This window comes from Neoroseomonas marina, from assembly GCF_012927745.1.
GTDB lineage: Bacteria > Pseudomonadota > Alphaproteobacteria > Acetobacterales > Acetobacteraceae > Neoroseomonas > Neoroseomonas marina.
Map to the genome: position 1 here is coordinate 20,183 of NZ_JABBKX010000009.1, position 24,966 is coordinate 45,148.

Genomic DNA, 24,966 nt, shown 5'->3' on the forward strand with positions numbered 1-24,966 from the left:
AGGCCTCATCCGCGGGCGGCGAGCAGCGGCCGCAGCGCGTCGCTCGCGCCGATCAGGATGATCTGGACGCCGATGCAGAGGAGGAGGAAGGCGGTGAGCTTGGTCGCGATCAGCGTGCCCTGCGGGCCGATCCGGCGCGCGATCGCCTCTGCGTAGGCATAGGCGAGCCAGACGCAGGCGCCGATCGAGGCGGCGATGAGCAGCGCCGACAAGGCGCTGACGAGCAACACGTCCTGCGACGAGGAGGTCCGTTCCGCGCCGAGCGCGATGGAGGCGGCGATCGAACCGGGCCCGGTCGTCAGCGGCAGGGTGAGCGGGAAGAAGGCCATGCGCTCGATCGGCGCGGTGTCCATGGCCTTCGGCGCCTCCTTCGTCTCGGGCTGGGCACGCAGCATGGCCCAGCCCGAGGCCGCGACCGCAAGCCCACCACCGATCCTGAGGGCCTCCAGCGATATGCCGAAGAAGGACAGCACCCGGGACCCGAGGAACATCGCGATGACCACGACGATGAAGGAATTGATGCCGATCTGACGCGCCAGGCGGGACCGTTCCCGCGGCGTCAGCCAGCGCGTCATGTCGTGGAAGACGAAAGCGATCCCGAAGGGGTTGATGATGCTGATCAGCGTCGAGAAGCCGAACAGCCAGGACGACAGCAGCTTGGCGATGAGGAAGCCGTCGATCATCGCGCGCGCATCCTCAGCGCAGTTCGATCGTCACCCCCGCGTCGTTGAAGCGGAACTGGCCGCCGGTGCGGTCGGTGCGCAGGCGCAGTTCGACCCCGGCGGGATTGCGCAGCCAGCGCGTCTCCGGCCCCGAGGCGCCGTCGCCACGATAGCGGGGCGTCACTTCCTCGGTGTAGCGGCCGCCGAAATCCTCGAGCCGGCGCAGCCCGAAGACCTCGCCGCGTGCCGACAGGGAAGAGACGCCCACCGAGCCGAACTCGATCCCGCGCACCGAGAAGCGGTGCTCCTCGCCGCGAAAATGCAGCCGGCCCCCGCCGACCGAGGCGCCGACCGCGAGCACGCCGACGCGGACCTGCTCGATCTCGATCGTGGCATCCGGGTTGGGGTCCCGCCGCGCGCGCTGCTGCTGCGCGCTGGCCGGCAAGGCCGCGAGGAAGGACAGGACGGCGATCAGGCGGCGTGTCGGCGGCACTCGGCGGCTCCAGCGGCAGGCACGGCGATGCGACCGGCCGGACCGTTCCGGCCGTCGTGGCACTCGCCGGTCCATGATGCCGCATCGCAGCGCATCCGTCGCCCCTGGAGGCGATGGATCGGCCGGCGGGCCTGGGGGGCTCGTCGGCAACCATGCATCAAATGCCCCAGGGCAGGCCCAGGAGGTGCCACCCCGCCAGGAGGGCGGTCCACAGCACCGAGATCCAGATGACATAGGGCAGCATCAGGGCGATGACCGTGCCCACGCCCGCATCCTTCTGGTACTTGATCGCGAAGGTCACGATCATCGCGAAATAGGCATTGAGCGGCGTGATCGAGTTCATCGGGCTGTCGCCGACGCGATAGGCCGCCAGCACGGCCTCCGGCTCCACGCCGAGCTGCATCAGCAGGGGCACGAAGATGGGCGCGAAGATGGCCCATTTCGCGATGGCCGCCGTGATGATGAGGTCGATCAGGAAGACAGCGAGCACGAAGCCGACGAGCAGCCACAGCGCGTCGAGGTTCATCTCCTGCAGGATGCGCCCGAGCGAGACGGCCGCCAGCGTCGCCATGTTGGTGTAGTTGAAGAAGGCGATGAACTGGCTGATCACGAGAAGCAGCAGGATCAGCCCGGACAGCCCGGCGATCGCCTTCTGCATGGCGGCGATCGCGTCGTTCGCGCCCTTCATCGTCCGCGCGCCCATGCCGTAGCAGATGCCGCAGACCATGAAGATCAGCGCGATCGAGACGATCAGGCTGTTCATGAAGGGGGAGGCGCCGATGATCGCGCCCGTTTCCGGATGCCGCAGCGGCGCGCCCGGCGGCAGCGTGAGCGCCGCGATGAAGGCCATGACGCCGAGCATGCCCCACAGCGCATAGCGCAGGCCGCGATACTCGTCCTCGGACAGCGCGCTTTCGCCCGGCACGACATAGTCGCCCGTATAGGGCCCAAGGCGCGGTTCGATCACCTTCTCGGTGATCAGGCCGATCAGGATGGTCAGCATCGCCACCGATCCGATCGAGAACCAGACATTCGCCGCGAGGTCGATCGAGCGGCTGGGGTCGACCAGGCGGATCGCGTCGTTGGTGATCTCGGTGAGGATGCCGTCGGTCGGAACGATCAGGATGTTGACCAGGAAGGCGGACGCCACCGCCGCGAAGGCGGCCGCGAGGCCGGCCAGCGGATGCCGTCCGACGCTGACGAAGGCCGCGGCCGCGAGCGGGATCAGCACCAGGTACCCGGCATCCGCCGCGATCGAGGAGATGATGCCGACGAAGACCAGGATGTAGGTCAGCATCCTGGGCGGCGCGACCACCACCAGCTTGCGGATCAGGGCCTTCACCAGCCCTGCTTCCTCGGCGACGCCGACGCCCACCATCGCGACGATGATCACGCCGACCGCGTTGAAGTTCATGAAGTTCTGGACGATGCCGGTGAACATGAACCGGATGCCGTCCACCGTCAGCAGGCTGCGCGCGACGGTGCTCGCCGGCTCGATCTCCCCGCTCGCGGGGTTGTAGGCCTGGTAGGTGACGTGGGCACCGACCGCCGCGAGGATGGCGGAGAGCACGATCACCAGCGCGATCAGGTAGACGAAGATCATCACCGGGTGGGGCACGCGGTTGCCCACCCGCTCGACCGTGTCGAGGACTCTCTGCATCGTCGTCTTGGGCGCGGCAGCCTCGGTCATGACCGGATCCTCAGGAGGCGAGCGCGGCGAGGATGCGCGCCCAGGACCGCATGCCCTTGCGGAAGGACTGCAGGTCGTACTTCTCGTTCGGGCTGTGGATGCGGTCGTCCTCGAGGCCGAAGCCCGCGAGGATCACGTCCATGCCGAGCGACGTCTTGAGCATGTGCGTCACCGGGATGGATCCGCCGCCGCCGATGAAGAAGGCCTCCCTGCCCCATTCGTCGGTCAGTGCCTGGCGGGCCTTCTGGAAGGCCGGGTCCTCGATCGGGAAGCGGATGGCACGGCCGGCGCCGTGCTCGAGGAACTCGACCTTGCAGTCGGCGGGGATGCGGGCACGGACGAAGGCGCGGAAGGCCTCGCGCACCTTATGCGGGTCCTGATCGAAGACGAGGCGGAAGGAGATCTTGGCCGAGGCCTTGGACGGGATGACGGTCTTGAAGCCGTCGCCCTGGTAGCCGCCGCCCATGCCGTTCACCTCGCAGGTCGGGCGGGACCAGGTCATCTCGAGCACGCTGCGGCCCTTCTCGCCGGCCGGGACCGACAGGCCGACCGCGCCGAGGAAATGCTTCGGGTCGAAGGGCAGCGCGTCCCATTGCTTCTTCAGCGCCGGGTCGAGTTCCGGCACGCCGTCGTAGAAGCCGGGCAACGTCACGCGGCCATCGGCGTCCCGCAGGTCGGCGAGGATGCGCGCGACGACATGGTTGGGATTGGTCGCGGCCGAGCCGTAGAAGCCCGAATGCAGGTCGCGGTCGGCGGCGGTGACGATGATCTCCTCGCCGACCAGGCCGCGCAGCATGGTCGTGATCGCAGGCGTCGCCGCGTCCCACATGTTGGTGTCGCAGATCAGGCCGATATCGGCCTTGAGCTCCGCGGCATTGGCCTCGAGGAAGCCGGGCAGGTTGGCGCCGCCGGATTCCTCCTCGCCTTCCAGGAGGATCGTGATCGGCACGGGCAGCGCGCCGGCGACCTCCTTCCAGGCCCGGCAGGCCTCGACGAAGGTCATCAACTGGCCCTTGTCGTCGGCCGCGCCGCGGGCACGGATCACCTTGCTGCCGTCGGGGCGCGTCTCGATCTTCGGCTCGAAGGGATCGTGGTCCCACAAATCCAGCGGATCGACGGGCTGCACGTCGTAGTGGCCGTAGAACAGCGCCGAGGGTCCCGTCGCGCTGCGGTCATGGGCGACGACGATGGGATGCCCCGCGGTCGGCCGCGCCGAGGCCTCGAAGCCGATCGAGGCGAGGTCCGCGGCATGCCAGTCCGCGCAGGCCTTGCAATCCGCCGCGAAGGCCGGGTCCGTCGAGATCGACCTGATGCGCAGTACGGCGAAGAGCCGTTCGAGGGCGGCATCCGCATTGGCATCGATACGGGCGAGAACGGCGTCGAGCTTGTCCATGGGTCCTCTCGGGCGGCGTCAACGGCGACACCGGGCGAGGCCGGAACGCATGGTCCAGACCCGCGCGGGGGAGGCGCCAGCTGCCGCTGGTCGGCCATGGTCTCTGCTCCCCGATGCGGGACCGGCGACACCGACCCCGGCCCCGTCGCAGCGACGGGCCGGCGAAAACACTAGACGGGTTTCAATCGCAGCGCCTTGGCGAAACGTTCCCGCCCTTGACCGGCCGTCCCGCGGTCAGTTCGCGGGCATCGCCGGCTCGATGGATCCGATCGGACGCAGGGAGTCGCGCCAGCGATCCCCCCGCCGGCCCTGCTCCTGCCCATAGGCAAACAGCGCACGCATGAAGGCGTTGTCGAAGGGCTCGTCCCGCGTCCCGCGGAAATCCGGGCCGATATAGGCCAGGCGGAAGGCCACGCCGTCGCGCTGGGAGGTGAGGTAGATGCGCACGATGTCGTTGGCCGCGCTGAAATGCAGCAGGGTCGATGCGGCCCTGCCGGTGATCGACAGGATCGACCGGTTGGTCGAGGCCCATTCGACGTCCAGCCGACCGTTGCGCACCACCCAGCCGGTGCGCTGGCGGCGCTGCAGGCCATTGGCCTCCGCGCCATTCAGCATGGTCGGGTAGAGGAACATCTGCAGCGCCGCGCCGCCGTCGACATGCATTTCCTGGTAGGTGCGACCGTCATGCTCGATGTCGATCAGCACCGGCGGAAAGGCGCCGGGGATCGAGGCCGAGGCCAGCAGGATGCTGCGGAAAAGCTCGAGCGCGCGGGGATCGCCGCTCGCCGCGATCGCGCCGATGTTCCAGAACACCGGCCGGCCGAGGTCGAGATTGGTCGTGCCGATCAGCAGCATGCGGCCCTTGGCGTATTCCCGGGCGATCGCCGCCATCATCGGCGCGTTCACATGGCGCTCGATCAGCTTGTAGAGCGGCGAGGTGTCGGCCAGGGCCTCGCCGAAGAGGACCGCCCGCAGCCGTCCGCGCATCAGGATGACGTCGCGGGGCGCGACCTCCGTGAAGACCTCCCGCAGCTGCGGATCGTAGTCCGGGCCGAGGAAGGCGAAGGGCGCGATGAGCGCTCCCGCCGAGATGCCCGTCACGAGATCGAAGGACGGACGCCGGCCGGATTCGGTCCAGCCGACCATCAGCCCCGCGCCGAAGGCGCCATTGTCGCCCCCGCCCGACAAGGCGAGGTAGTTCGCCGGGGGAAGGCGCCCGCGCGCCGCGGCCGGCAGCTGGGCCAGCTGGCGCCGCTGCATCTCCAGCGCCTCGCGCCCGAAGGCCGAGGGATCGGCATCGAACCAGAAGCGCGCATTGCTCAGGCCGAGGATCGGCAGGGTGTCGACGGCGTTGCCTGGCGGCGGATCGGCCCGCAGGATGTTGGCGCACCCGGCGAGCATCATCGCGGCCAGCAACAGAACGCTCCTGCGCGCGAGCGCACTCCACATCGACGGCATTACCACCTCGGCCAGGCCCCTTGTCTCCTCCCGGCTCCGGACGGCGTCCGGCGGGTGGTGCCGGATACTAGGGCCACCGGCATGCCCCGTCATCAGAACCGGGCGATGGCGGCGAAGAGGATGCGGTTGGCGATCGCATGCCCGACACCGGACGCCCCCGCCGCCCCCGCGCCGCCGAACAGGTCACGCCGCGTGAAGAGGTATTCCACCCCGAGGTCGAGCCATCCGCTGCCGAAGGTCCCGTTCCGCACCTCGGCGAAGGGGCTCCAGATCAGGTTCGCGAAGACCTGCTGCATCTCCCGATTCAGGGACGTCGCGGATAGCGACCCGGGCGCGAAGCCCAGCGCGTAGCCCGGATAGTCGTTGTGGGCGTAGGCGTAGGAGACGTTGCTGCGCAGCGTTGTGGCCCAGAACCGCCGGTAGGCCAGGATCGCGCCGTAGGAGGTCACCGTGTCGAGCGACGGGGCGATGACGCCCGGCAGCCCCAGATTGGTCAACGCGTCCTGGCCCGAGGTCTGACCCGCGAAGTAGCGCCCGATGCCGTCGCCATAGAAGGCCATGCCGAGGAGTTCGTCCTGGCCCAGCGCCTCGGACAGCCAGCGCATCGGGACGCGCACATGGCCCGCGAGCCCCCAGGCGGCCGTCGTGTCGGACACGCCGGGCGGGGCGGCCGCGGTGCCGGTGGTCCGGATCTCGAGCTGCCGCAGCAGGCCGCGCGCGCCGAGTTCGAGGCCGTCTTGCCGGTAGGTCATGCGCGCGAGCAGGTCGGGCACCGAGTTGAAGGCCGGGCTCGCCCCGCCTTCGAGGCTCGATCCCGGCGTGAAGACCCCGGCGAGCGAGGTGTAGGAGGTGTCCGGTGCCTCGATCGAGACCTGCCCGGTCAGCCCTTCGGCCAGGCGCCCGGTGACGCGCAGCTGCGCCTGGCGCACGAAGGACTGGTTGAGGTTGGTCGCGTCGATCAGCGTCTCGAAGACGCCTTCGTTCCACAGGCTGTTCGCCTGGCCGCCGAGGACGCGGAAATTCTCGTCGCCGAGTTCCGCCCAGGCCTGACGCAACCGGAAGACGGCGTTGGTGGAGGTCGGCGCGCCACCGCCGAAATCGCCTTCGAGGCGGGTCTCCAGCGTGCCCCAGGCGGTGAGCGAGCGCGTGTCGATGCCGAAGCGGCTGAACCGGGCCGTCATGCCGAAATCGCCGCCCTGCTGGTCGGCCGGGCTGCCGGTCAGCGGGATGGCCTGCGGTGCCGGCGCGTCGGTCTGGTTGCGGCCGCCGAAGTCGTAGTAGCCGGTCAGCTTCACGAAGCCGTAGAGGCGGACCTGTGTCTCGGTGCCCGGCACACGGAAGGCGATGCCGGCGAGGTCCGAGCGCAGCGCGTCCCCTGTCGCGGTCTGATCGCCCATCGGCTCCGGCAGCAGCAGGCCGGGGATGTTGGCGGGCTGGGGCGTGCCGGCCTCTGCGCGGGCGGCGGCGAGGTCCGCCTGCGCGGCGCGGGCCTCCGCGGCCGCGGCGCGGGCCTCGGCGGCGGCGGCCTGGGCCTCCGCCTGCGCCGTGGCGCCGCGCGGCGGCGCGACAGCCGGCGGGGGCGCCGGGGCGCGGGCGGCCTGGCGGGCCGGCGCCACGGCGGCAGGCGTGGGCGCCGCCTGGGCCGCTCGGGCCTCGAGTTGTTCGAGCCGCCGGCGCATCTCGTCCAGTTGCCGGCGCAGTTCGGCGATGGTCGCGGCATCGGCGTTGGACTGGGCAAGCGTCGGCGCGGGCAGGATGGCGAGGCCGAGCACCCCGGCCAACGCCAACCCCGGCAGGCGCGCAGCCCGGATCCTGTCGCCCTGTGGCGAAGTGTGGTGCCCGATGGGCGGGACCGTCTGCGTCATCGCCACGTCTCCCAGCGATACTCGCGGGAAGCCTAGAGGGGTGGCGGCCAGCGAACACCGCGCCCGCATTGACCCCCGGTGCCGGCCCTGTGCCCGGCGTCCCGCAGCGCGCCATGGCCGCGTCAGGGCACGCCCGTTTGTGGTTCCGTCCCGGAAGTGTCCGGTCTAGGTTCCTCGCTCATTGTGCAGCGCACACAAACGGCAGGAAGAGGCCCGGCACCCGCCATGACCACCGATGCGACCGCCCATGGCTAAGCCCGCCGGCGCGAAGGCCGCGCGCGACACCCTTCTGATCGACCTCGCGCTGCAGGGCGGCGGCAGCCACGGCGCCTTCACCTGGGGCGTGCTCGACCGCCTGCTCGAGGAACGCTGGCTCGAGATCGAGGCGATCTCCGGCACCTCGGCCGGGGCGATGAACGCCGCCGTGCTCGCCTCCGGCTATGCCAAGGGCGAGCGGGAGGGCGCGCGCGAGGCCCTGGAAGCCTTCTGGCGGCGGGTCTCCCGCGCCGCGGCCTTCAGCCCGTTCCAGCGCACGCCGATCGACGTGATGCTCGGGCGCTGGACGCTCGACCACTCGCCCGTCTTCGTGGCGATGGACATGCTCTCCCGGCTCTACTCTCCCTATGAGCTCGCGCCCTGGGCGCCGAACCCGCTGGGCGACGTGCTGGCGGAGAGTGTCGACTTCGACGCGGTGGCCGCGGGGCCCATCAAGGTCTTCATCACGGCGACCAGCGTGCGGACGGGCCGCGGGCGGATCTTCCGCAACGCCGATCTCTCGCCGCTGGTGCTGTTGGCCTCGGCCTGCCTGCCGACCCTGTTCCAGGCAGTCGAGATCGACGGCGAATCCTATTGGGACGGCGGCTATTCCGGCAACCCGACCATGACGCCGCTGATCCGCGAATGCGTCTCGGACGACACCATCATCGTGCCGATCAACCCGATCGAGCGCCCGGGCACGCCCACCAATGCGCGCGAGATCCTGAACCGGCTGAACGAAGTCTCCTTCAACGCGACGCTGCTGAAGGAACTCAAGATGATCGCCCTGCTGCGCCAGGCGGGCGACCACCGCACCGCCGAGGGAGCGCATTGGGCGCGCAACCGTGTCCACTACGTGAAGAACGAGGTGATGGTCACGCTCGGCTATTCCTCGAAGCTGAACGCCGAGTGGGAGTTCCTCACCATGCTGCGCGACGAGGGCCGGAAATCCGCAGACGCCTTCCTGGCCGAGCACGGCGACGACCTCGGCAAGCGATCGACCCTGCCAATCGAGCGCCTGCTCGAGGAGACCTGATCCATGGGTCTCCTCGGTATCCTGGTCGGCCTCGCCCTCCTTGTCTGGTTTGCCTACAAGGGTTGGTCGGTGCTGCTGCTCGCCCCGGTCGGCGCGCTGGTGGCCGCGGCTTTCGCCGGCGACCCGCTGCTCGCCCACTGGACCCAGACCTTCATGGGCAGCGCGGGGCGCTTCGTCGCGCAGTTCTTCCCGCTGTTCCTGCTCGGCGCGCTGTTCGGCAAGCTGATGGAGGACAGCGGGTCGGTCAGCGCCATCGCCGACTGGATGACCGAGAAGCTCGGCGCGGAGCGCGCCATCCTGGCCGTGGTGCTGGCGGGCGCCATCGTCACCTATGGCGGCGTCAGCCTGTTCGTCGCCTATTTCGTGCTGGCGCCGATGGCGACCGCTCTGTTCCGCGCGGCCGACATCCCGCGGCGGCTGATGCCGGCCGCGATCATCGTGGGGTCATCGACCTTCACCATGTCGGCGCTGCCGGGCACGCCGGCGATCCCGAACACCATCCCGATGCCCTTCTTCGGCACCACGCCCTTCGCAGCGCCGGGGCTCGGCATCATCGCCTCGGCCATCATGCTCGGCATCGGCCTGTGGTGGCTGGCGCGCTGCGAGGCCTCGGCGCGCGCCGCCGGCGAAGGCTTCGGCGCGGACCAGCCCGGCGCGGCGGATGCCGCGGTCGAGGACCCGGTGATCCGCGAGCGCGCCGTCGCCGCGCGCGAATTCGACCCGGCCGAGATCCACAACAGCGCTCCTGCCCCGGACCAGCCCGGCATCGTGGCCGCCGCCCTGCCGCTGGTGGTCGTCGTGGTGGTGAACCTGCTGATGTCCTTCGTGGTGCTGCCGCAGATCGACGCCGCCTTCCTCGCCGAGCCACGCTGGGGCGGGACGACGCTGTCCGCCGTCGCGGGCGTGTGGGCGGTGGCGACCGCGCTCGCCGCGGCGATCGCGACGCTGCTCGCGGTCAGCGGGCGGCGCATCCCCTCCCTGCGCGCCACCATGGACGCAGGTGCCAATGCCGCCGTGCTGCCGATCTTCAGCGTGGCGAGCCTGGTCGGCTTCGGCGCCGTGGTCGCGGCCATGCCGGCCTTCGAGGTGGTGCGGGACTGGGTGCTGGGGATCGGCGGCGGGCCGCTGGTCTCGCTCGCGGTCGCGACCAACGTGCTGGCGGCGCTGACGGGCTCGGCCTCGGGCGGGTTGACCATCGCGCTGGATGCGCTGGGGCCGACCTACATGGCGATCGCGGCCGAGAAGGGCATCGATCCGGGCCTGCTGCACCGCATCGCGGTGATCGGCGCGGGGACTCTCGATATCCTGCCGCACAACGGCGCGGTCATCACGCTGCTCGCGGTCTGCGGCTGCACGCACCGCGAGAGCTACCTCGACATCGTCATCGTCGGCATCGGCGGATCGCTCGCCGCGCTCATCGCCGTGATCGCGATCGGCGGGCTGGTCGGATCCTTCTGATGGGTGCGCGCGCCTCAGCCAGGCTCCGGCGCGCGCCCCGACAGAAGCGACGCGATCCAGCGGGTGCCGGGGAACTGCTCGCACAGCGTCAGCGCCGCGATCAGCGCCGGCACGCCGATGAAGGCGCCCGGGATTCCCCAAAGGAAGGCGCCGAGGAACACGGCGACCAGCACCATGAAGGGCGACACGGCGAGCTGCTTGCCGGTCAGCCGCGGTTCCAGGTAGGACCCGATCAGGAACTGGATGACCTGCAGCACGGCGAAAATGGTCACCACCGCCTGCCAGGACCCGAATTGCAGCAGCCCCACCGCGGTCGGGAAGATCGTCGCGATCAGCGGCCCGATGAAGGGGATGTAGTTCAGCACGAAGGCGATCACGCCCCATTCCAGGGCAAGGTCGAGACCCATCCAGTACGCGAAGCCGTAGACCAACACGCCCGTCAGGACCGATGCGAAGCTGCGGACCATCATGTAGACGCGCAGCTTCGCGGCACTCGCCGCCAGCCCGTCCAGAACGCATTGTGCGCCGGGCTTCGTCGTCTTCATGGCGGCGAGCTGCCCGGCGGCCTGCTCCACCTCCAGCAGGCCGAGGATGATGAAGACCGATGTCACCACCGCGAAGCTGATGATGACCTGGATCTGCGCCAGCACGCCCTGGGCGATGCGGACCAGCCAGCGCACGTCGAACTGCTCGGCCAAGGCGCCGGCGGCGATGACCCCGCGCGCCTCCAGCCAGTCGAGCTTCGCGACGTAGAGCGACTGCAGCCGCGACCCGTTCGCAATGACCCATTCGGCAACGCGGCCGAAGCCCCAGGCGATGGCCAGCGCCAGCACCGCGACAACGACGAGGGTGACGACCACCGTCACCACCACCGCGAGCCCCGCCGACAGCCGCGCCTGCACCGCCTTCTGCACCGGCCAGACCAGGCCGATGACGAACAGGGCGAAGACGATCGGCGCGATGATCGCCTGGCCGGCATGCAGCGCCGCCGCGATCAGGATGGCCGTGCAGAGGCCGAGCATGGCGCGGATGGCGCGGTCCTGGGTCATGCCGGTGCGAAGCCTCTGGATGCGGTGATTCGCGCAGACTTGTCCGGCGGCGCACGCCGCGCAAGGGTGTCGCGCCCATGCTGATCACCACCCGCAGGTTCATGCTGAGAAGCGCAGCCGTCGTCGTCGTGCTGCTGCTCGTCGTGCTCGCGCTGCGGGTCTGGGACATGCAGAACGGCCCGCCGCTCGGGCCCTGGCACACCTTCGTGCCCGAGGAACTCGACCGCGACGCCGTCGATCGCGCCGACTGGGCGCGCTGGATCGCGGCGGAGGATTCGCTCTTCGCGTCCGTGCGGCGCGAGGTGTCCGGACGCCTTGGGCCCGAGGAGCAGGTCGCGACCAACCGCTATTTCAGCGGCAGCCCGGTCGATCCCGACCGCTTCGCGCGCAACTGGAACCGGTCCTTCGTGCTGGAACCCGACGGGCCGCCGCGCGGCGCGGCGGTCTTCCTGCACGGGCTGACCGACGCGCCCTTCAGCCTGCGCCACTTCGCCGAGACCTATCGCGCGCGTGGCTTCGTCGCGATCGGCATCCGCATGCCGGGCCATGGCGCGACGCCCTCCGGCCTGACACAGGCCGTCTGGGAGGACTGGATGGCGGCGACGCGCCTCGCGATGCGGGAGGCCCGGCGCCGCGCCGGCGCCGGCATGCCGCTGCACGTCGTGGGCTATTCCAATGGCGGCGCGCTGGCGTTGAAGCATGTCCTCGATGCGCTCGAGGACGAGCGGCTGCCGCGGGCGGACCGGCTGGTGCTGATCTCGCCGATGGTGGGCGTGACCGCCTTCGCGCGATTCGCCGGGATTGCGGGGCTGCCGGCGCTGCTGCCGCGCTTCGCCAAGACCGCCTGGCTCGACATCCAGCCCGAGTTCAATCCGTTCAAGTTCAATTCCTTCCCGGTGAACGCGGCGCGGCAGACATACCGGCTGACCGCGGCGCTGCACGCGCAGCTCGACCGGCTCGCGACGACGGGGACGCTGCGACGCCTGCCACCGGTGCTGACCTTCCAGTCCGTGGTGGACGCCACCGTCTCCACGCCGGCGGTGCTGTCGCGGCTCTATGCGCGCCTGCCGGCCAATGGCAGCGAGATCGTGCTCTTCGACCTCAACCGGAACGCGCGCTTCGGGCCGCTGTTCGGGGCGGGCGCCGATGCGGCGCTCGAGCGCATCCTGCCCCCCGCGCCGCGGGACTTCGCGGTGACGGTGGTGGCGAACATCTCGCCCGCGACGACGCAGGCGACGGTCCGGCGCACCCCGGCCGGCAGCGCGGCGGTCGAGGAGCAGCCGCTCGGCCTCGCCTGGCCGCGGGATGTCTTCTCCCTGTCACATGTCGCCCTGCCCTTCCCGGCGGAGGACGGGCTCTATGGCAACGAGCCGGATCCCGCCGACGATTTCGGCGTGCGGCTCGGGGCGCTTGCGGTGCGTGGGGAGCGGGGCGTGCTCGCCGTCGGGCTGGACTCGCTGTCGCGCGTCACCTGGAACCCCTTCTTCCCCTATGTCCTGGATCGCGTGACCGGTGGCCTGCCGCCACCGTGACGGCAGGATGGGACGGACGGTGCAGTGCCGGGACATGCCGCCAAGACCGGATTGCGCCATCATCCTCGGCCTCCGCCGCGTGGTATGGCATTCGGGACGCCATCGGATTCCACGGCGGCCCGCCGCCTGCTGCCTCATTGACGCCGGATACAGCCATGCGCCCTCGGACCACCTCCCCCTCAGTGCTGACGCGGCGCCTGCCGCTCGTGCTGCTGCTCGGCGCGATCGCGGGCTGCGACGGCGGCCCGCCCCCTGCCCCGCCCGAGGTGCGCCCCGTCCGTGTCACGACGGTGGAGCGCAGCACCGGCGGCGAGGTCGTCAGCCTGACAGGCATCGTGCAGGCCGAGACCGAGGTGAACCTTGCCTTCCGGATCGACGGACGCATGGTGGAACGGCTGGTCAATGTCGGGGACGTGGTCCGCGCCGGCCAGGTCATCGCGCGGCTGAACCGTGACAATGAGGAGAATGGCGTGCGTGCCGCGCGCGCTGCCGTGGCCGCCGCCCGCGCCCAGCTGACCGAGGCCGAGAACAACTATTGGCGCCAGTCCGAGCTGCTGCGCGAGGGGTGGACCACGCGCGTCCGCTACGACCAGGCGGCGCAGACGCGCCAGACGGCGCGCTCGGCGCTCGATTCGGCCGAGGCGCAGCTCGGCATCGCGGAGACGCGGCTCGGCTACACCGAGCTCGTCTCCGACGTGAACGGCCGGGTCACGCAGCGCGGCGCCGAGCCGGGCGAGGTCGTGCAGCCGGGCCGCATGATCGTGCAGGTGGCGCGCGAGGAGGGCCGCGACGCCGTCTTCGACGTCCCGCCCGCCCTGAAGGACCAGGCGCCCGCCAATCCGCTGATCGAGGTCTCGCTCGCGACCGACCCCGCGGTGCGGACCACGGGCCGCGTGCGGGAGGTCTCGCCGCGCGCCGATGCGGTGACCGGCACCTTCCGGGTGCGGGTGGGCCTCGCCGATCCGCCCGGCGCGATGCGGCTGGGGGCGACGGTGACCGGACGGATGCGGCTCGGCGCCAGCGACGGCTATTCCATCCCCGCCTCCGCCCTGACCCGCGCGGACGGCCAGCCGGCCGTCTGGGTGGTGGATCCGCGCGCCGAGACGGTGGCACTGCGTCGCGTCGAGCTGATCCGCCACGACCCGGCGCACGTCATCGTCGGCCAGGGCCTTGAGACGGGCGAGATCGTGGTCACGGCGGGCGTGCAGGCGCTGCGGCCGGGCCAGAAGGTGCGGCTGCTCGGGGCCGCCGTGCGATGATCGGCCCCAATCTTTCGGCCTGGGCGATCGGGCGCCGCTCGCTCGTCATCTACTTCATGATCGTCGCGCTGGTCGCCGGCGCCTTCGCCTTCGTGAAGCTGGGCCGCAACGAGGACCCGGCCTTCACCTTCCGCACCATGATCGTCTCCGCGGTCTGGCCGGGGGCGACGATCGAGGAGACGCTGCAGCAGGTCACCGAGCGGCTCGAGCGAACGCTGCAGGAAACGCCGAACCTCGACCGGCTGCGCTCCTACACCGTGCCCGGGCAGACCACGATCTTCGTCGATCTGAAGGGGCTGACGCCGCCCCAGGTGGTGCCCGACATGTGGTACCAGGTGCGCCGGCGCGTCGCCGACATGCGCCACACCCTGCCCCAGGGCGTCGTCGGTCCCTTCTTCAACGACGATTTCGGCGACACCTTCGGCATCATCTACGGCTTCACCGCAGACGGATTCAGCCAGCGCGAGCTCCGCGACTTCGTCGAGCAGGCGCGCTCCCGGCTCCTGCTGGTGCCCGACGTCTCGAAGGTCGAGATCCTCGGCGCGCAGGATGAGCGCATCTTCATCGAGTTCTCGACCGAGCGGCTTGCCGGCCTCGGGCTGAACTACGGCGCCCTGGTCACCGCATTGCAGGCGCAGAACCTGGTGCGGCCAGCCGGCGTGGTCGAGACCGGACAGGAACGTCTGGTGGTGCGCGTCTCCGGCGCCTTCGAGAACGAACAGGACATCCTCGCGGTCAATTTCGTCATCGGCGACCGCATCTTCCGCCTGGGCGACCTCGCCGAGGTGCGCCGCGGCTACGCGGACCCGCCCCAGCCGATGTTCCGCGTGAACGGCCAGCCGGCGATCGGACTTGCCGTCGCGATGCGCGAGGCCGGCGACATCCTGGCCCTCGGGCGGAACATCAAGGCGGCGATGGACGAGATCCGCGCCACCCTGCCGATCGGCATCGAGCCCGTCCTGGTCGCCGACCAGTCCGTGACGGTGGACGAGGCGATCGGCGACTTCACCGACAGCCTGTGGCAGGCGATCCTGATCATCATGGCGGCGTCCTTCGTGGCGCTCGGCATGCGGGCGGGCTCGGTGGTCGCGCTGTCGATCCCGTTGACGCTGGCCATCGTCTTCCCCCTGATGTCGGTCTTCGGCATCGACCTGCAGCGCATCTCGCTCGGCGCGCTGATCATCGCCCTGACGCTGCTGGTCGACGACGCGATGACGACGATCGACGCGATGATCCGGCGCCTCGCGGCCGGGGACAGCAAGCCCAAGGCCGCGACCTTCGCCTATACGACGCTCGCCTCCTCGATGCTGACCGGCACGCTGGTGACGATCGCGGGCTTCGTGCCGATCGGCTTCGCCAGGAGCTCGGCCGGCGAGTATACCTTCTCGATCTTCGCGGTCGTCGGGATCGCCCTGATCGTGTCCTGGTTCGTGGCGGTGATCTTTGCCCCGCTGCTGGGCATGGCGATCCTGAAGGCACCGACCGGGACCGTGGAGCCCGAGAAGCCCGGCCGGGTGCTGGTCGCCTACACGCGCTTCCTGACCACGGCGATGCGCTTCAAGTGGGCCACCATCGCCTTCACCGTCGCGATGTTCGGCGTCTCCGTCTTCGCCATGCAGTTCGTGCCGCGACAGTTCTTCCCGTCCTCCGACCGAACGGAGCTGCTGGTTGAGGTGACGTTGCCGCAGAACGCCTCGATCTTCGCGAGCGAGGAAGTGGCGAAACGCCTCGACGCCGCGCTGGCGCAGGACCCCGACGTGCAGCGCTGGAGCACCTATGTCGGGCGCGGCGCGATCCGCTTCTACCTGCCGCTGAACGTGCAGCTCGCCCTGCCCTTCTTCTCGCAGGCCGTGGTGGTCGCGAAGGACCTGCCGGGGCGGGAGCGCCTGCATCGGCGCCTGGAAACCCTGCTGGCCGAGGAATTCCCGTCCGCCGTCGCCCGCGTCTATCCGCTCGAGCTCGGCCCGCCGGTCGGCTGGCCGCTCCAGTACCGCGTCAGCGGACCGGAGATCGAGCGCGTGCGCTCCATCGCCCAGGACGTCGCGAAGCTGATGGCCGAGGCGCCCGGCGCGCGGCACGTCCATTTCGACTGGATGGAGCCGGCCCGGCAGCTGCGCGTCCGCGTGGACCAGGACGAGGCGCGGCGGGTCGGACTGTCCTCCGCGCAGCTCGCCACGGCGCTGAACGCGGCGGTGACCGGTTCGACCGTCACCCAGATCCGCGACGACATCTACCTGATCAACGTCGTCGCCCGCGCGACGGCCGAACAGCGCTTGTCGCTCGATACGCTGCGCGGCATCCAGCTTCCTATTCCGGGGGGGCGGACGGTGCCGCTGGCGCAATTGGCGACCTTCGAATACGCGCAGGAGTATCCGCTGATCTGGCGGCGCGACCGCATGCCGACGCTGACGGTGCGCGCCGACGTCAATCCTGGGGTGCTGCCCGATACAGTCGTCGCGCAACTCGATCCCCGGATCGCCGCGCTGAACGCCAGCCTGCCGCGGGGCTATCACGTCGCGCTCGGCGGCATCGCGGAGGAAAGCGCCTATTCCCAGGCCTCGGTGCTCGCGGTGGTGCCGATGATGCTGCTGATCATGCTGACGCTGCTGATGTTCCAGCTCGGCTCCTTCCGGCGGCTGTTCCTGGTGCTGGCGCTGCTGCCGCTCGGCATCATCGGCGTGGTGCTGGCGCTGCTGGTGTTCAACCGGCCGCTCGGCTTCGTCGCCATCCTCGGCATCCTGTCGCTGCTCGGGATGATCGCGAAGAACGCGGTCATCCTGGTGATGCAGATCGAATCCGACCGGGCCGAGGGCAAGAGCGTCTGGGACGCGGTGATCGCCTCGGCCTCCTCGCGTCTCAGGCCGATGCTGCTGACGGCGATCTCGACGGTGCTGGGGCTGATCCCGATCGCGCCGACGGTGTTCTGGGGGCCGATGGCCTTCGCCATCATGGGCGGGCTGATGATCGCGACGCTGCTGACGCTGGTCTTCCTGCCGACGCTCTACGTCACGGTGTTCCGTGGCCGTCCGCCGGAACCGGCGGCGGAGGCGTGAGGTGGCCGCGGCGGCGCTCGTCCGCTTCGGACTGCTGCTGACGCTCTGGATCGCGCTCGCCGGCGCCGGGTGGAAGGGTCTGGCGCCGGGAGTGGCGGCGGCCGCGCTGAGCACCTGGTGGAGCCTGCGGCTGCTGCCGCCGGCGCCGCTGCGCCTGCATCCGATCGCGCTGGCAGGACTGGTGCTGCGCTTTCCGTGGCAGGCGCTGACCGCGGGGGTGCAGGTGGCCCTGTTGGCGCTCGACCCGCGGCGGCAGCCGGAGCCCAGGCACGTCACCTGGGCGCCAAGCCTGTCGCCGGGCCGGGCACGGGACGCCTTCCTCGCCTATGCCAGCCTGCTGCCGGGCACCCTGCCCGCCGGCGACGCGCCGGACGGGTCCGTCGTCATCCATGCCATCGCCGGCGCCGGTTCCGCCGCGGCGGGGATGAGCGAGGAGGAGGCGCGCTTCGCCCGCGCCTTCGGGCTCGATGACTGAGATCCTGCTCGGCGCGGCGTTGCTGGTGCTGGCGACGGTCATGACGGGGCTGGCACGCGTGCTGCGGGGTCCCGGCATCGCGGACCGCGTCATGGCCGCGCAGTTGCTCGGCACGGGTGGGATCGCCGTGCTGCTGCTGCTCGATGCGGCGACGGGCACGCCAGGGCTCGCGGATGCGGCGCTGACGCTCGCGCTGCTTGCTGCCTTCGCGACGGTGGCGCTGGTGCGCGGCGCGCCTGACGATGGCGGGGACCCGCCGGCATGACCCTTCTGGTCGACGTCTTCACCGTGCTCGCGGTGGCCGCCGGGATCGTCTTCTTCATCGCGGGGACGGCCGGGCTGATCCGCTTCCCTGATACGTCGAGCCGGCTGCATGCGCTGACCAAGGCCGATCACCTCGGCCTCGGGCTGGTGGTGCTCGGCCTGCTGCCGCGGGCGGAAAGCCTCGGCGGCGTGCTGCGGCTGCTGGCGATCTGGGGCCTGGTTCTGGTGTCGAGCGCCGCGGCAGGGCCGATGCTGGCGCGTCTCGCGCGGCGCGGGGCGCGCGGCGGATGATCGCGGACCTGCTGATCGTGGCGGCGATCGTCGCCCTCGCCCTGCCGGTGGTGCTGGGGCGCAGCGCATTCACTTCCGTCGCGCTGTTCGTCGCCTATGGCCTGCTGCTCGCCTTCGCCTGGGTGCGGCTCGATGCGGTCGATGTCGCACTGACCGAGGCCGCGATCGGCGCCGGCCTGTCGGGCGTGCTGCTGCTCGGCGCCGCGCGGCGCCTGGCGGGTGGACCGCCGGTGGAGGATGCGCCGCCGGGCAAGGCGCAGGTGGCCCTGATCGGGGTCGGCTGCGCGGGGCTGGCGGTGGCGCTGGGGGCGGCGATCCTCGCCCTGCCCGACCCGGCGCCGAGCCTCGCCGGACCGGTCATGGCGAACATCGCGGCCCTCGAGGTCGGCAATCCCGTGACCGCGGTGCTGATGGGCTTCCGCGGCCTCGACACCTTGCTTGAGGCGGCGGTGCTGGTGCTTGCCGTGGTCGCGCTCTGGGCGCTCGCGCCGGATGCGGCCTGGGGCGGGGCGCCGGGGTGGCGACAGCCGCGCGCGGCGGACGGACCATTGGCGCTGCTCGCCCGCGTCCTGCCGCCGATCGGGGTCGTGGTCGCCGTGCATATCCTCTGGGTCGGCGCCGATGCGCCGGGGGGCAAGTTCCAGGCGGCGGCGATCCTCACCGCGATGTGGCTGCTGCCCTGGATGGCGGGCATCGCGGCACCGCCGCCGATCTCGCGCGCCTGGCTGCGCATCTTGGTCGCTGCGGGGCCGGTCGCCTTCATCCTAGCGGGCTTCGCGGGGTCGGCACTGCAGGGCGCCTTCCTCGCCTATCCGCAGGGCTACGCGAAGGCCGTCATCATCGCGGTCGAGGTGGTGCTGACGGCATCCATCGCGGTGGCGCTGGCGCTGCTGGTGCTCGGCCCGCCGGCCGAGGATCGTGACGCATGAGCGCCGCCATCTACGGCCTGTTGGGCGCAGCACTGGTCGGTATCGGGTTGTTCGGCCTGCTGGTGCGGCGCGACGCGCTGCTCCGGATCCTCGCCTTCAACCTGCTCGGCGGGGGGGTGTTCCTGGTCTTCGGGGCGGTGGCGCGGCGCGGCGCCGGCGCGGGGCTCGCGGCCGATCCGGTGCCGCAGGCGATCATCCTGACCGGCATCGTGGTGGCCTTCGCGGCGACGACGCTCGCGGTCGCGCTGGTGCTGCGCCTCGCCGCGGCGAAGGACCGCGGCTGATGTCGGCGGGGATGCTGCCGGTGCTCGCGGTGATGCTGCCGGCGCTCGGCATGGTGGTGTCGCTGCCCCTCGGCGCGCGGGGGGCGGAACGGCTGACGCTCGCTTTGGCGCCGCTGGGCCTGGCGGTCGCGGTGGCGATCGCCGTCGTCGTCTATGGCGACAGCGCGCCGATCCGGCACGACCTCGGCCATTGGGCGCCGCCGCTCGGCCTCGCCTTCCGGGTCGACGGCTTGTCCGCGGCGATGATGGTGACGGCCGCGGTCGTGATCGGCGCGACGGCGTTCTTCGCGCGAGGCCAGTTCGGCACGGCGCAGGGAACGGCCGAGACGCGCCGCGCCTTCGCCTTCTGGCCATTGCTGCTCGCCATCTGGGGTGCCACCAACCTGACGCTGGCGGCAAACGACCTCTTCACCTTCTACGTCGCGCTGGAACTGCTGACCTTCGCGGCCATGCCGATGGTGGCCCTCGACGGCAAGCGGGAAACGCTCGAGGCCGCGCTGCGCTACCTGATGTTCGCGCTGCTCGGCTCGGTGCTCTACCTGCTCGGCGTGGCGCTGATGTATGGCGCGGCGGGGACGCTCGACGTCGTGGTGCTGGCGTCGCGCGTCGGCGGGTCCTATCCGGTGCTGCTGGCGGCGGCGCTGATGACGGCGGGGCTGCTCGCCAAGACCGCGCTGCTGCCGCTGCACCTCTGGCTGCCGCCCGCCCATGCCGGTGCGCCGGCGGCGGCGAGTGCCGTCCTGTCCGCCCTGGTGGTGAAGGGGTCCTTCGTCATCCTGCTCCGGCTGTGGTTCGGCGTGCTGCCGGGCATCCCGGGGCCGATGGCGGCACAGATCCTCGCGGGGCTCGGCGCGGCGGCGATCCTGCTCGGGTCCGTCGCGGCACTGGCGCAGGAGAGGCTGAAGCTGCTCGTCGCCTACTCGACCGTCGCGCAGATCGGCTACCTGTTCCTGATGTTTCCGTTGATCGCCTCGATGCCCGGGACGGAGACGGCGGCCAAGGCCTGGACCGGCGGGGTGGTACAGGCGGTCGCCCACGCCTTCGCCAAGGCGGCGATGTTCCTCGCGGTCGGCCTGATGGCGGCGCGGCTCGGGCATGACCGGATCCGGGACATCGCCGGCGCGGGGCGGGCATTACCGGTGCCGATGATCACCTTCGGGCTCGCCGGCCTCACGCTGATGGGCGTGCCGCCCTCGGGCGGGTTCGCGGCGAAGTGGCTGCTCCTCGCCGCAGCGATCGAGGCCGGGCAGTGGTGGTGGGCACTGGTGATCCTGTGCGGCGGGCTTCTGACCGGCGGCTATGTCTACCGCGTGGTATCGGTCGGGCTGCGGACGGGTGAGGCGCCCCAACCCGCCCGCGGCGCGGAGGGCCAGGGGATCGCGTTGGTGCTCGCCATCGTCTCGGTGCTGCTGGGTTTCCTGCCGCTCGGCGCCTTCGGGCTGGTGCAGATCGGCCGGCTGGACCTCGGACCATGAGTGCGCTGCTGCTCACCCTGACGCCCGTCGTGCCGCTGCTGATGGTGGCGGCGCTGGCAGTGCCGGCGCTGCGTGCGACGGTGCTGCGGCTGCTCTGGGTTGCGCCGCTGCCGGGGCTGGCCTGCGCGCTGTTCGCCTACGATGCGGCGCCCTTCGTCGTCTATGCCCGCGTGCGGCTGATGCTGGCGCTGGACGGCTCCTCGGCGCTGCTGCTCGGCGCGGCATCGGTGCTATGGTGCGCGGCCTCGGTCTACGCGCAGTGCTACATGGCGAAGGATGGCCTCGCGCGCTTCGCGGGGTGGTGGCTGCCGACCATGGCGGGCAGCCTCGGCGTCTTCGTCGCGGGCGACCTGATCGGCTTCTATCTGGTCTATGCGCTGGCGAGCCTGCCGGCGTGGGGCCTCGTCGTGCATGACCGCACGGCGCGCGCCTGGAATGCGGGCGCGACCTACATCCTGCTGACCGTGCTGGGCGAGGCCGCGCTGCTTGCCGCCTTCGCGCTGCTCGCGGCCTTCTCTCCGGGATCGACGCTCGCCATCGCCGACGTGCTGCCGCATCTGGCCGACGCGCCGCTGCGCGACGTGACCATCGGGCTGTTGATCCTGGGCTTCGGGCTGAAGGCGGGGCTGGTGCCGCTGCATGTCTGGCTGCCGCTCGCGCATCCGGCCGCACCCATGCCGGCCTCGGCGGTGCTGAGCGGCGCGATCATCAAGGCCGGCGTCATCGGCCTGATCCGCTTCCTGCCCGCCGAGGTCACGCCCGTGGGCTGGGGCGAGGCGCTCGTCGTCATCGGCTTCGTCACCGCCTTCTGGGGCGTGGGCATGGGCGTGACGCAGCGCAATCCGAAGACCGTGCTTGCCTATTCCTCGGTCAGCCAGATGGGGGTGGTGGCAGCGGCGATCGGCATGGGCATCGCCGGCGGCATCGCGACGACGCCCACCTCCGCCGCCTACTACGCGGTGCACCACGTGCTGGCGAAAGGGGCACTGTTCCTTGCCGTCGGTGTCGCGGCCAAGAGCGGCGGCGCCGCGCGCGCCTGGGTCATTCTGCCGGCGGTGCTGCTCGCGCTGGGCTTCGGCGGCATGCCGCTGACCGGCGGCTGGCTGGCGAAGGAGGCGGTGAAGGCCGAACTGGGCAGCGGGCTTGTCGGCATGCTGTCCGCGCTGTCGGCGGCCGGGTCGACGCTGCTGATGCTGCACTTCGCGCGGCGCCTCGCCGCGGGATTCGCCGTGGAGGAACGGGCGCGGCCGCCGCTGGAATTGCTGTTGCCCTGGCTGGCGATGGCCGCCGCCGCGGTGGTGCTGCCCTGGGCGTTGTTCGATGTGGCGGGCGGATCGCTCGACGCCGTGCTGTCCGCCGCATCGATGCGGAAGGCGTTGTGGCCCGTGCTGGTGGGCCTCGCGTTGCTCGGCGCGCTGGCCTGGCTCGGCGATCGGGTGCCCGAGGTCCCGGGCGGCGACGTCCTGCTGGTCGGCCGCCGCCTGCTTCGCCTCGCGGCGCCGGTAGCCCCCGCACTGGAACGCGCCGAGGCCGTGCTGCGCGCCTGGCCCGCGGCGGGTCTTGCGCTCCTGGCGCTCGTCCTGGCCCTTGGCCTGGCCATGGCACACGTGCCATGAGGCGTCGCCTGCGCCGCGCGGCTTGGCTGCTACTGGTGCTGATGCTGCTTGGCGGCAGCGCGATCGCCGCTCTGCAGGCGATGATCGCGCGCGGCGCCTTCACCGCGCGGGTCGACGCCGCGCTCGAACATGCGACCGGCCGGGCGGTCAGCCATGGCGGCATCCAGGTCAGCCCCGGCCTGCGGCCGCGCATCGTGCTGACGGATGCGACGGTTGCGAACATTCCCGGCGGCTCACGCCCCGACTTCGCGCGCATCGGGCGGCTCGAGGTGACGCTCGCGCTGATCCCGCTGCTCTCGGGCCATGTGGAGATCGACAGCCTGCGGCTGGCCGATGCCGACCTCATCCTGGAACGGAATGCCGAGGGCCGACCCAATTGGGTGTTCGGTGGCGGCGGTGGCGGCGGCATCGGCGTCCCGACCGTCGACATCGCCGATACGCGCATCACCTTGCTGCATGGGCCGGTGCGCGACATCCGCGTCGAGCGTCTGCGTCTGGAACGCGAGGCGCCGCACGATCCGCTGGAATTGCGCGGCCATGTGCGGCTCGACGGAGAAGCGCTCACGTTGAATGCCCGGCTCGGCCCGGAGGCCGACGGCATCCTCCCGCTCGCCGCAGACATCGCGGGCGACGGGCTGCGCCTCATGCTCGAAGGGTCCTGGCCACGGCACAGCGGAACGCCCGGCTGGGCACTGGCGGCGGAGGCCGAGCTGAACGCCGCCGCGGCGCGGCGCCTGGCGACGCGCTTCGGGCACGACCTGCCGGTGGCGGGGCCACTGACGCTGAAGTCGCGCCTCGCGCCGGGCAGTCCCCGGCCGTCCATCAGTGATCTCACGGTGCGGCTCGGCCCGACGGACGCGGCGCGCCTGCTGCCGGGATTGCGCGTGACGCGGGCGGAACTGCGCGCGGCGTCCTTCGACGATCCGGCGCAACTGAGCGCCCAGGGCGTGCGCAACAGCGCGGACCTGGGGCTGACGGCCACCTTGCCGTCGCCGCGTCGGATGCTCGAAGCCGCGACCGAGGAGGCGCTGCCGGTCGAAGCCACCGTCATCTCGGGTCGGTCCAGGCTCGTGCTGCGCGGCGAAGTGCGCACCGATCGCCCCCTTGGCGACGCAGTCCTTGCCGCGCAGCTGACCACGCCGGATGTCGCGTCGGTCGGCCCGGTGCTCGGCGTCGGCCTGCCGCGCCTGGCCGGCGTGACGGCCGAAGCGCGCATGTCGGGCCTCTTCACCCGCACGCTGCGCCTGCGGGACCTGCGCCTGGCGGCGGACGGTATCGAGGCGGACGGCAATCTCGATATCGGCTTCGGTGCGCGGCCGACCTTCCGTGGGGATGTCTCGGCGCGACGCCTCGACCTCGATCGCCTCGGCGGCGGCGGTTCCGCGCCGACGCGCCGGACCGAGCGTGTCATCCCCGATCATCCCCTGCCGATCGCCTGGCTGCGCGGCGCGGACGCGGATCTGCGGTTGTCGGCGGCGGTTCTTGTCGCCGGCGGGACCACCTGGCGCGACGCACGCGCGACCGTCGCCCTGGCCGGCGGGCGGCTCACGCTCGATCCGCTCGCCGTGACCATGCCGGGCGGGCCGGTCTCCGGGCGGTTCGCCATCGACGCCGCAGCGGCATCGCCACGGACCAGCCTGTCGATCCGCAGCCTCGGACGCGGCCTCGACCTGTCGGCCATGCGGCGCGCCTTCGGCATGCCGGCGGGCTTCGAAGGCACGGCCGAGCTCGCGCTGGACCTTCACGGAACGGGCACGACGACGCGGGCGCTTGCGGCCAGCCTCGGCGGTGAACTGGGCGTCGCCATGCTGGGCGGACGTTTCACCGGAGCGACGGCGCTGCGCATCGGGCCTCACCTCGCGCGCGCCCTGATGCCCCGCGGCACGCCGGCGGATGGGCTGGCGCTGCGCTGCCTCGCCATCCGGCTGACCGCGGAGGCTGGCCTCGCGCATAGCCAGGCGCTGCTGATGGAAGGCGAGTTCGGCAAGATCGAAGGCAGCCTCGCGCTGAACCTGCGCGACGAGACGATCGCGGCGCGCCTGCTGCCCGACGTCCGCGTCCTCGGCGTCACGGTGCGCGCGCCGGTGGCCGTCGGTGGCACGCTGGCCGATCCGCGCATCGGCGTGGAGCCCGGCGCCGCCTTCGCGCGGGTGGCGGGCGACACGGTGGCGAACCGGCTGTGGCGCAGCAGCACGGTGGAGTTCCTGCGCGGCGCGACGGGCAGCACGCCGCCGGGCGGCGATTGCGGGGCGGCGCTCACCCTCGCGCGCCTCGGCCGCGGGGGCGCGATGCCCGAGGCTGCCGCGACGCCGATCCCGCTGGTGCCGCGCGAATTGCAGGGCGCCGCGCAGGACGTGGTGCGCGGAATCGGCGGCTTGCTCGGCGGCCGGCGGCGCTGAGGCGCCCGACGGCCCTTCCCGGCGCTCAGA

General features: G+C 71.5%; 20 protein-coding genes. 13 read left to right on the forward strand and 7 right to left on the reverse strand.

Annotated features, from left to right (window positions below; all coding sequences use genetic code 11):
• Positions 1 to 5 precede the first annotated feature (5 nt).
• From GWK16_RS20545 to GWK16_RS20570, 6 genes are all read right to left on the reverse strand, one after another.
• Complete coding sequence (locus tag GWK16_RS20545; protein ID WP_170055849.1) at positions 6 to 683, reverse strand: MarC family protein; 678 nt, start codon at positions 681 to 683, stop codon at positions 6 to 8.
• A 13-nt stretch (positions 684 to 696) separates the two neighbouring features.
• Complete coding sequence (locus tag GWK16_RS20550) at positions 697 to 1,155, reverse strand: hypothetical protein (protein WP_170055850.1); 459 nt, start codon at positions 1,153 to 1,155, stop codon at positions 697 to 699.
• Between the two features lie 157 nt (positions 1,156 to 1,312).
• The gene (locus GWK16_RS20555; protein WP_211187613.1) at positions 1,313 to 2,845 is read right to left on the reverse strand and encodes an AbgT family transporter; all 1,533 of its coding nucleotides are present in this window, start codon (positions 2,843 to 2,845) and stop codon (positions 1,313 to 1,315) included.
• A gap of 10 nt (positions 2,846 to 2,855) precedes the next feature.
• Positions 2,856 to 4,238 (reverse strand): M20/M25/M40 family metallo-hydrolase, encoded by a 1,383-nt coding sequence (locus tag GWK16_RS20560; protein WP_170055851.1) that lies wholly within the window; start codon positions 4,236 to 4,238, stop codon positions 2,856 to 2,858.
• A 234-nt stretch (positions 4,239 to 4,472) separates the two neighbouring features.
• Entirely contained in the window at positions 4,473 to 5,654 is a 1,182-nt protein-coding gene (locus GWK16_RS20565) for a patatin-like phospholipase family protein (protein ID WP_170055852.1), read from the reverse strand.
• A 134-nt stretch (positions 5,655 to 5,788) separates the two neighbouring features.
• Positions 5,789 to 7,561: a DcaP family trimeric outer membrane transporter gene (locus tag GWK16_RS20570; protein WP_170055853.1), complete on the reverse strand. Its 1,773-nt coding sequence runs from the start codon at positions 7,559 to 7,561 to the stop codon at positions 5,789 to 5,791.
• Between the two features lie 247 nt (positions 7,562 to 7,808).
• Here GWK16_RS20570 and GWK16_RS20575 point away from each other — a divergent pair, with 247 nt between their 5' ends.
• Complete coding sequence (locus GWK16_RS20575; RefSeq protein WP_211187615.1) at positions 7,809 to 8,852, forward strand: patatin-like phospholipase family protein; 1,044 nt, start codon at positions 7,809 to 7,811, stop codon at positions 8,850 to 8,852.
• A 3-nt stretch (positions 8,853 to 8,855) separates the two neighbouring features.
• On the forward strand, positions 8,856 to 10,310 hold the full coding sequence (locus GWK16_RS20580; RefSeq protein WP_170055855.1) for a GntP family permease: 1,455 nt from the start codon (positions 8,856 to 8,858) through the stop codon (positions 10,308 to 10,310).
• 14 nt (positions 10,311 to 10,324) lie between these two features.
• On the opposite strand, the gene GWK16_RS20585 is transcribed toward GWK16_RS20580, so the two are convergent.
• Positions 10,325 to 11,359: an AI-2E family transporter gene (locus GWK16_RS20585; RefSeq protein ID WP_170055856.1), complete on the reverse strand. Its 1,035-nt coding sequence runs from the start codon at positions 11,357 to 11,359 to the stop codon at positions 10,325 to 10,327.
• Between the two features lie 77 nt (positions 11,360 to 11,436).
• On the opposite strand from GWK16_RS20585, the gene GWK16_RS20590 reads away from it, so the two are divergent.
• The 11 genes from GWK16_RS20590 (at position 11,437) to GWK16_RS20640 (ending at position 24,936) form a co-directional block, all read left to right on the forward strand.
• Positions 11,437 to 12,891 carry an alpha/beta hydrolase gene (locus tag GWK16_RS20590; RefSeq protein WP_170055857.1) on the forward strand — a complete coding sequence of 485 codons (1,455 nt, stop codon included), beginning with the start codon at positions 11,437 to 11,439 and terminating at the stop codon, positions 12,889 to 12,891.
• 155 nt (positions 12,892 to 13,046) lie between these two features.
• Positions 13,047 to 14,150, forward strand: a complete 1,104-nt coding sequence (locus GWK16_RS20595) for an efflux RND transporter periplasmic adaptor subunit (RefSeq protein ID WP_170055858.1) — start codon at positions 13,047 to 13,049, stop codon at positions 14,148 to 14,150.
• The gene (locus GWK16_RS20600) at positions 14,147 to 17,203 is read left to right on the forward strand and encodes an efflux RND transporter permease subunit (RefSeq protein ID WP_170055859.1); all 3,057 of its coding nucleotides are present in this window, start codon (positions 14,147 to 14,149) and stop codon (positions 17,201 to 17,203) included. The genes GWK16_RS20595 and GWK16_RS20600 overlap by 4 nt, the downstream gene beginning before the upstream one ends.
• 1 nt (position 17,204) lies before the next feature.
• The gene (locus GWK16_RS20605; RefSeq protein ID WP_170055860.1) at positions 17,205 to 17,678 is read left to right on the forward strand and encodes a Na+/H+ antiporter subunit E; all 474 of its coding nucleotides are present in this window, start codon (positions 17,205 to 17,207) and stop codon (positions 17,676 to 17,678) included.
• Positions 17,671 to 17,943: a monovalent cation/H+ antiporter complex subunit F gene (locus GWK16_RS20610; protein ID WP_170055861.1), complete on the forward strand. Its 273-nt coding sequence runs from the start codon at positions 17,671 to 17,673 to the stop codon at positions 17,941 to 17,943. The genes GWK16_RS20605 and GWK16_RS20610 overlap by 8 nt, the downstream gene beginning before the upstream one ends.
• Positions 17,940 to 18,233 (forward strand): cation:proton antiporter, encoded by a 294-nt coding sequence (locus GWK16_RS20615; protein WP_170055862.1) that lies wholly within the window; start codon positions 17,940 to 17,942, stop codon positions 18,231 to 18,233. Before GWK16_RS20610 ends, GWK16_RS20615 begins: the two co-directional genes overlap by 4 nt.
• Positions 18,230 to 19,162 carry a Na(+)/H(+) antiporter subunit B gene (locus tag GWK16_RS20620; RefSeq protein ID WP_170055863.1) on the forward strand — a complete coding sequence of 311 codons (933 nt, stop codon included), beginning with the start codon at positions 18,230 to 18,232 and terminating at the stop codon, positions 19,160 to 19,162. The genes GWK16_RS20615 and GWK16_RS20620 overlap by 4 nt, the downstream gene beginning before the upstream one ends.
• Complete coding sequence (locus GWK16_RS20625; RefSeq protein WP_170055864.1) at positions 19,159 to 19,446, forward strand: NADH-quinone oxidoreductase subunit K; 288 nt, start codon at positions 19,159 to 19,161, stop codon at positions 19,444 to 19,446. The genes GWK16_RS20620 and GWK16_RS20625 overlap by 4 nt, the downstream gene beginning before the upstream one ends.
• Positions 19,446 to 20,921, forward strand: coding sequence for a complex I subunit 5 family protein (locus tag GWK16_RS20630; RefSeq protein WP_170055865.1), 1,476 nt, complete (start codon positions 19,446 to 19,448; stop codon positions 20,919 to 20,921). The genes GWK16_RS20625 and GWK16_RS20630 overlap by 1 nt, the downstream gene beginning before the upstream one ends.
• Entirely contained in the window at positions 20,918 to 22,537 is a 1,620-nt protein-coding gene (locus GWK16_RS20635) for a complex I subunit 5 family protein (protein WP_170055866.1), read from the forward strand. The genes GWK16_RS20630 and GWK16_RS20635 overlap by 4 nt, the downstream gene beginning before the upstream one ends.
• Positions 22,534 to 24,936, forward strand: coding sequence for an AsmA family protein (locus GWK16_RS20640; RefSeq protein ID WP_170055867.1), 2,403 nt, complete (start codon positions 22,534 to 22,536; stop codon positions 24,934 to 24,936). Before GWK16_RS20635 ends, GWK16_RS20640 begins: the two co-directional genes overlap by 4 nt.
• The last annotated feature ends 30 nt before the right edge of the window (positions 24,937 to 24,966 follow it).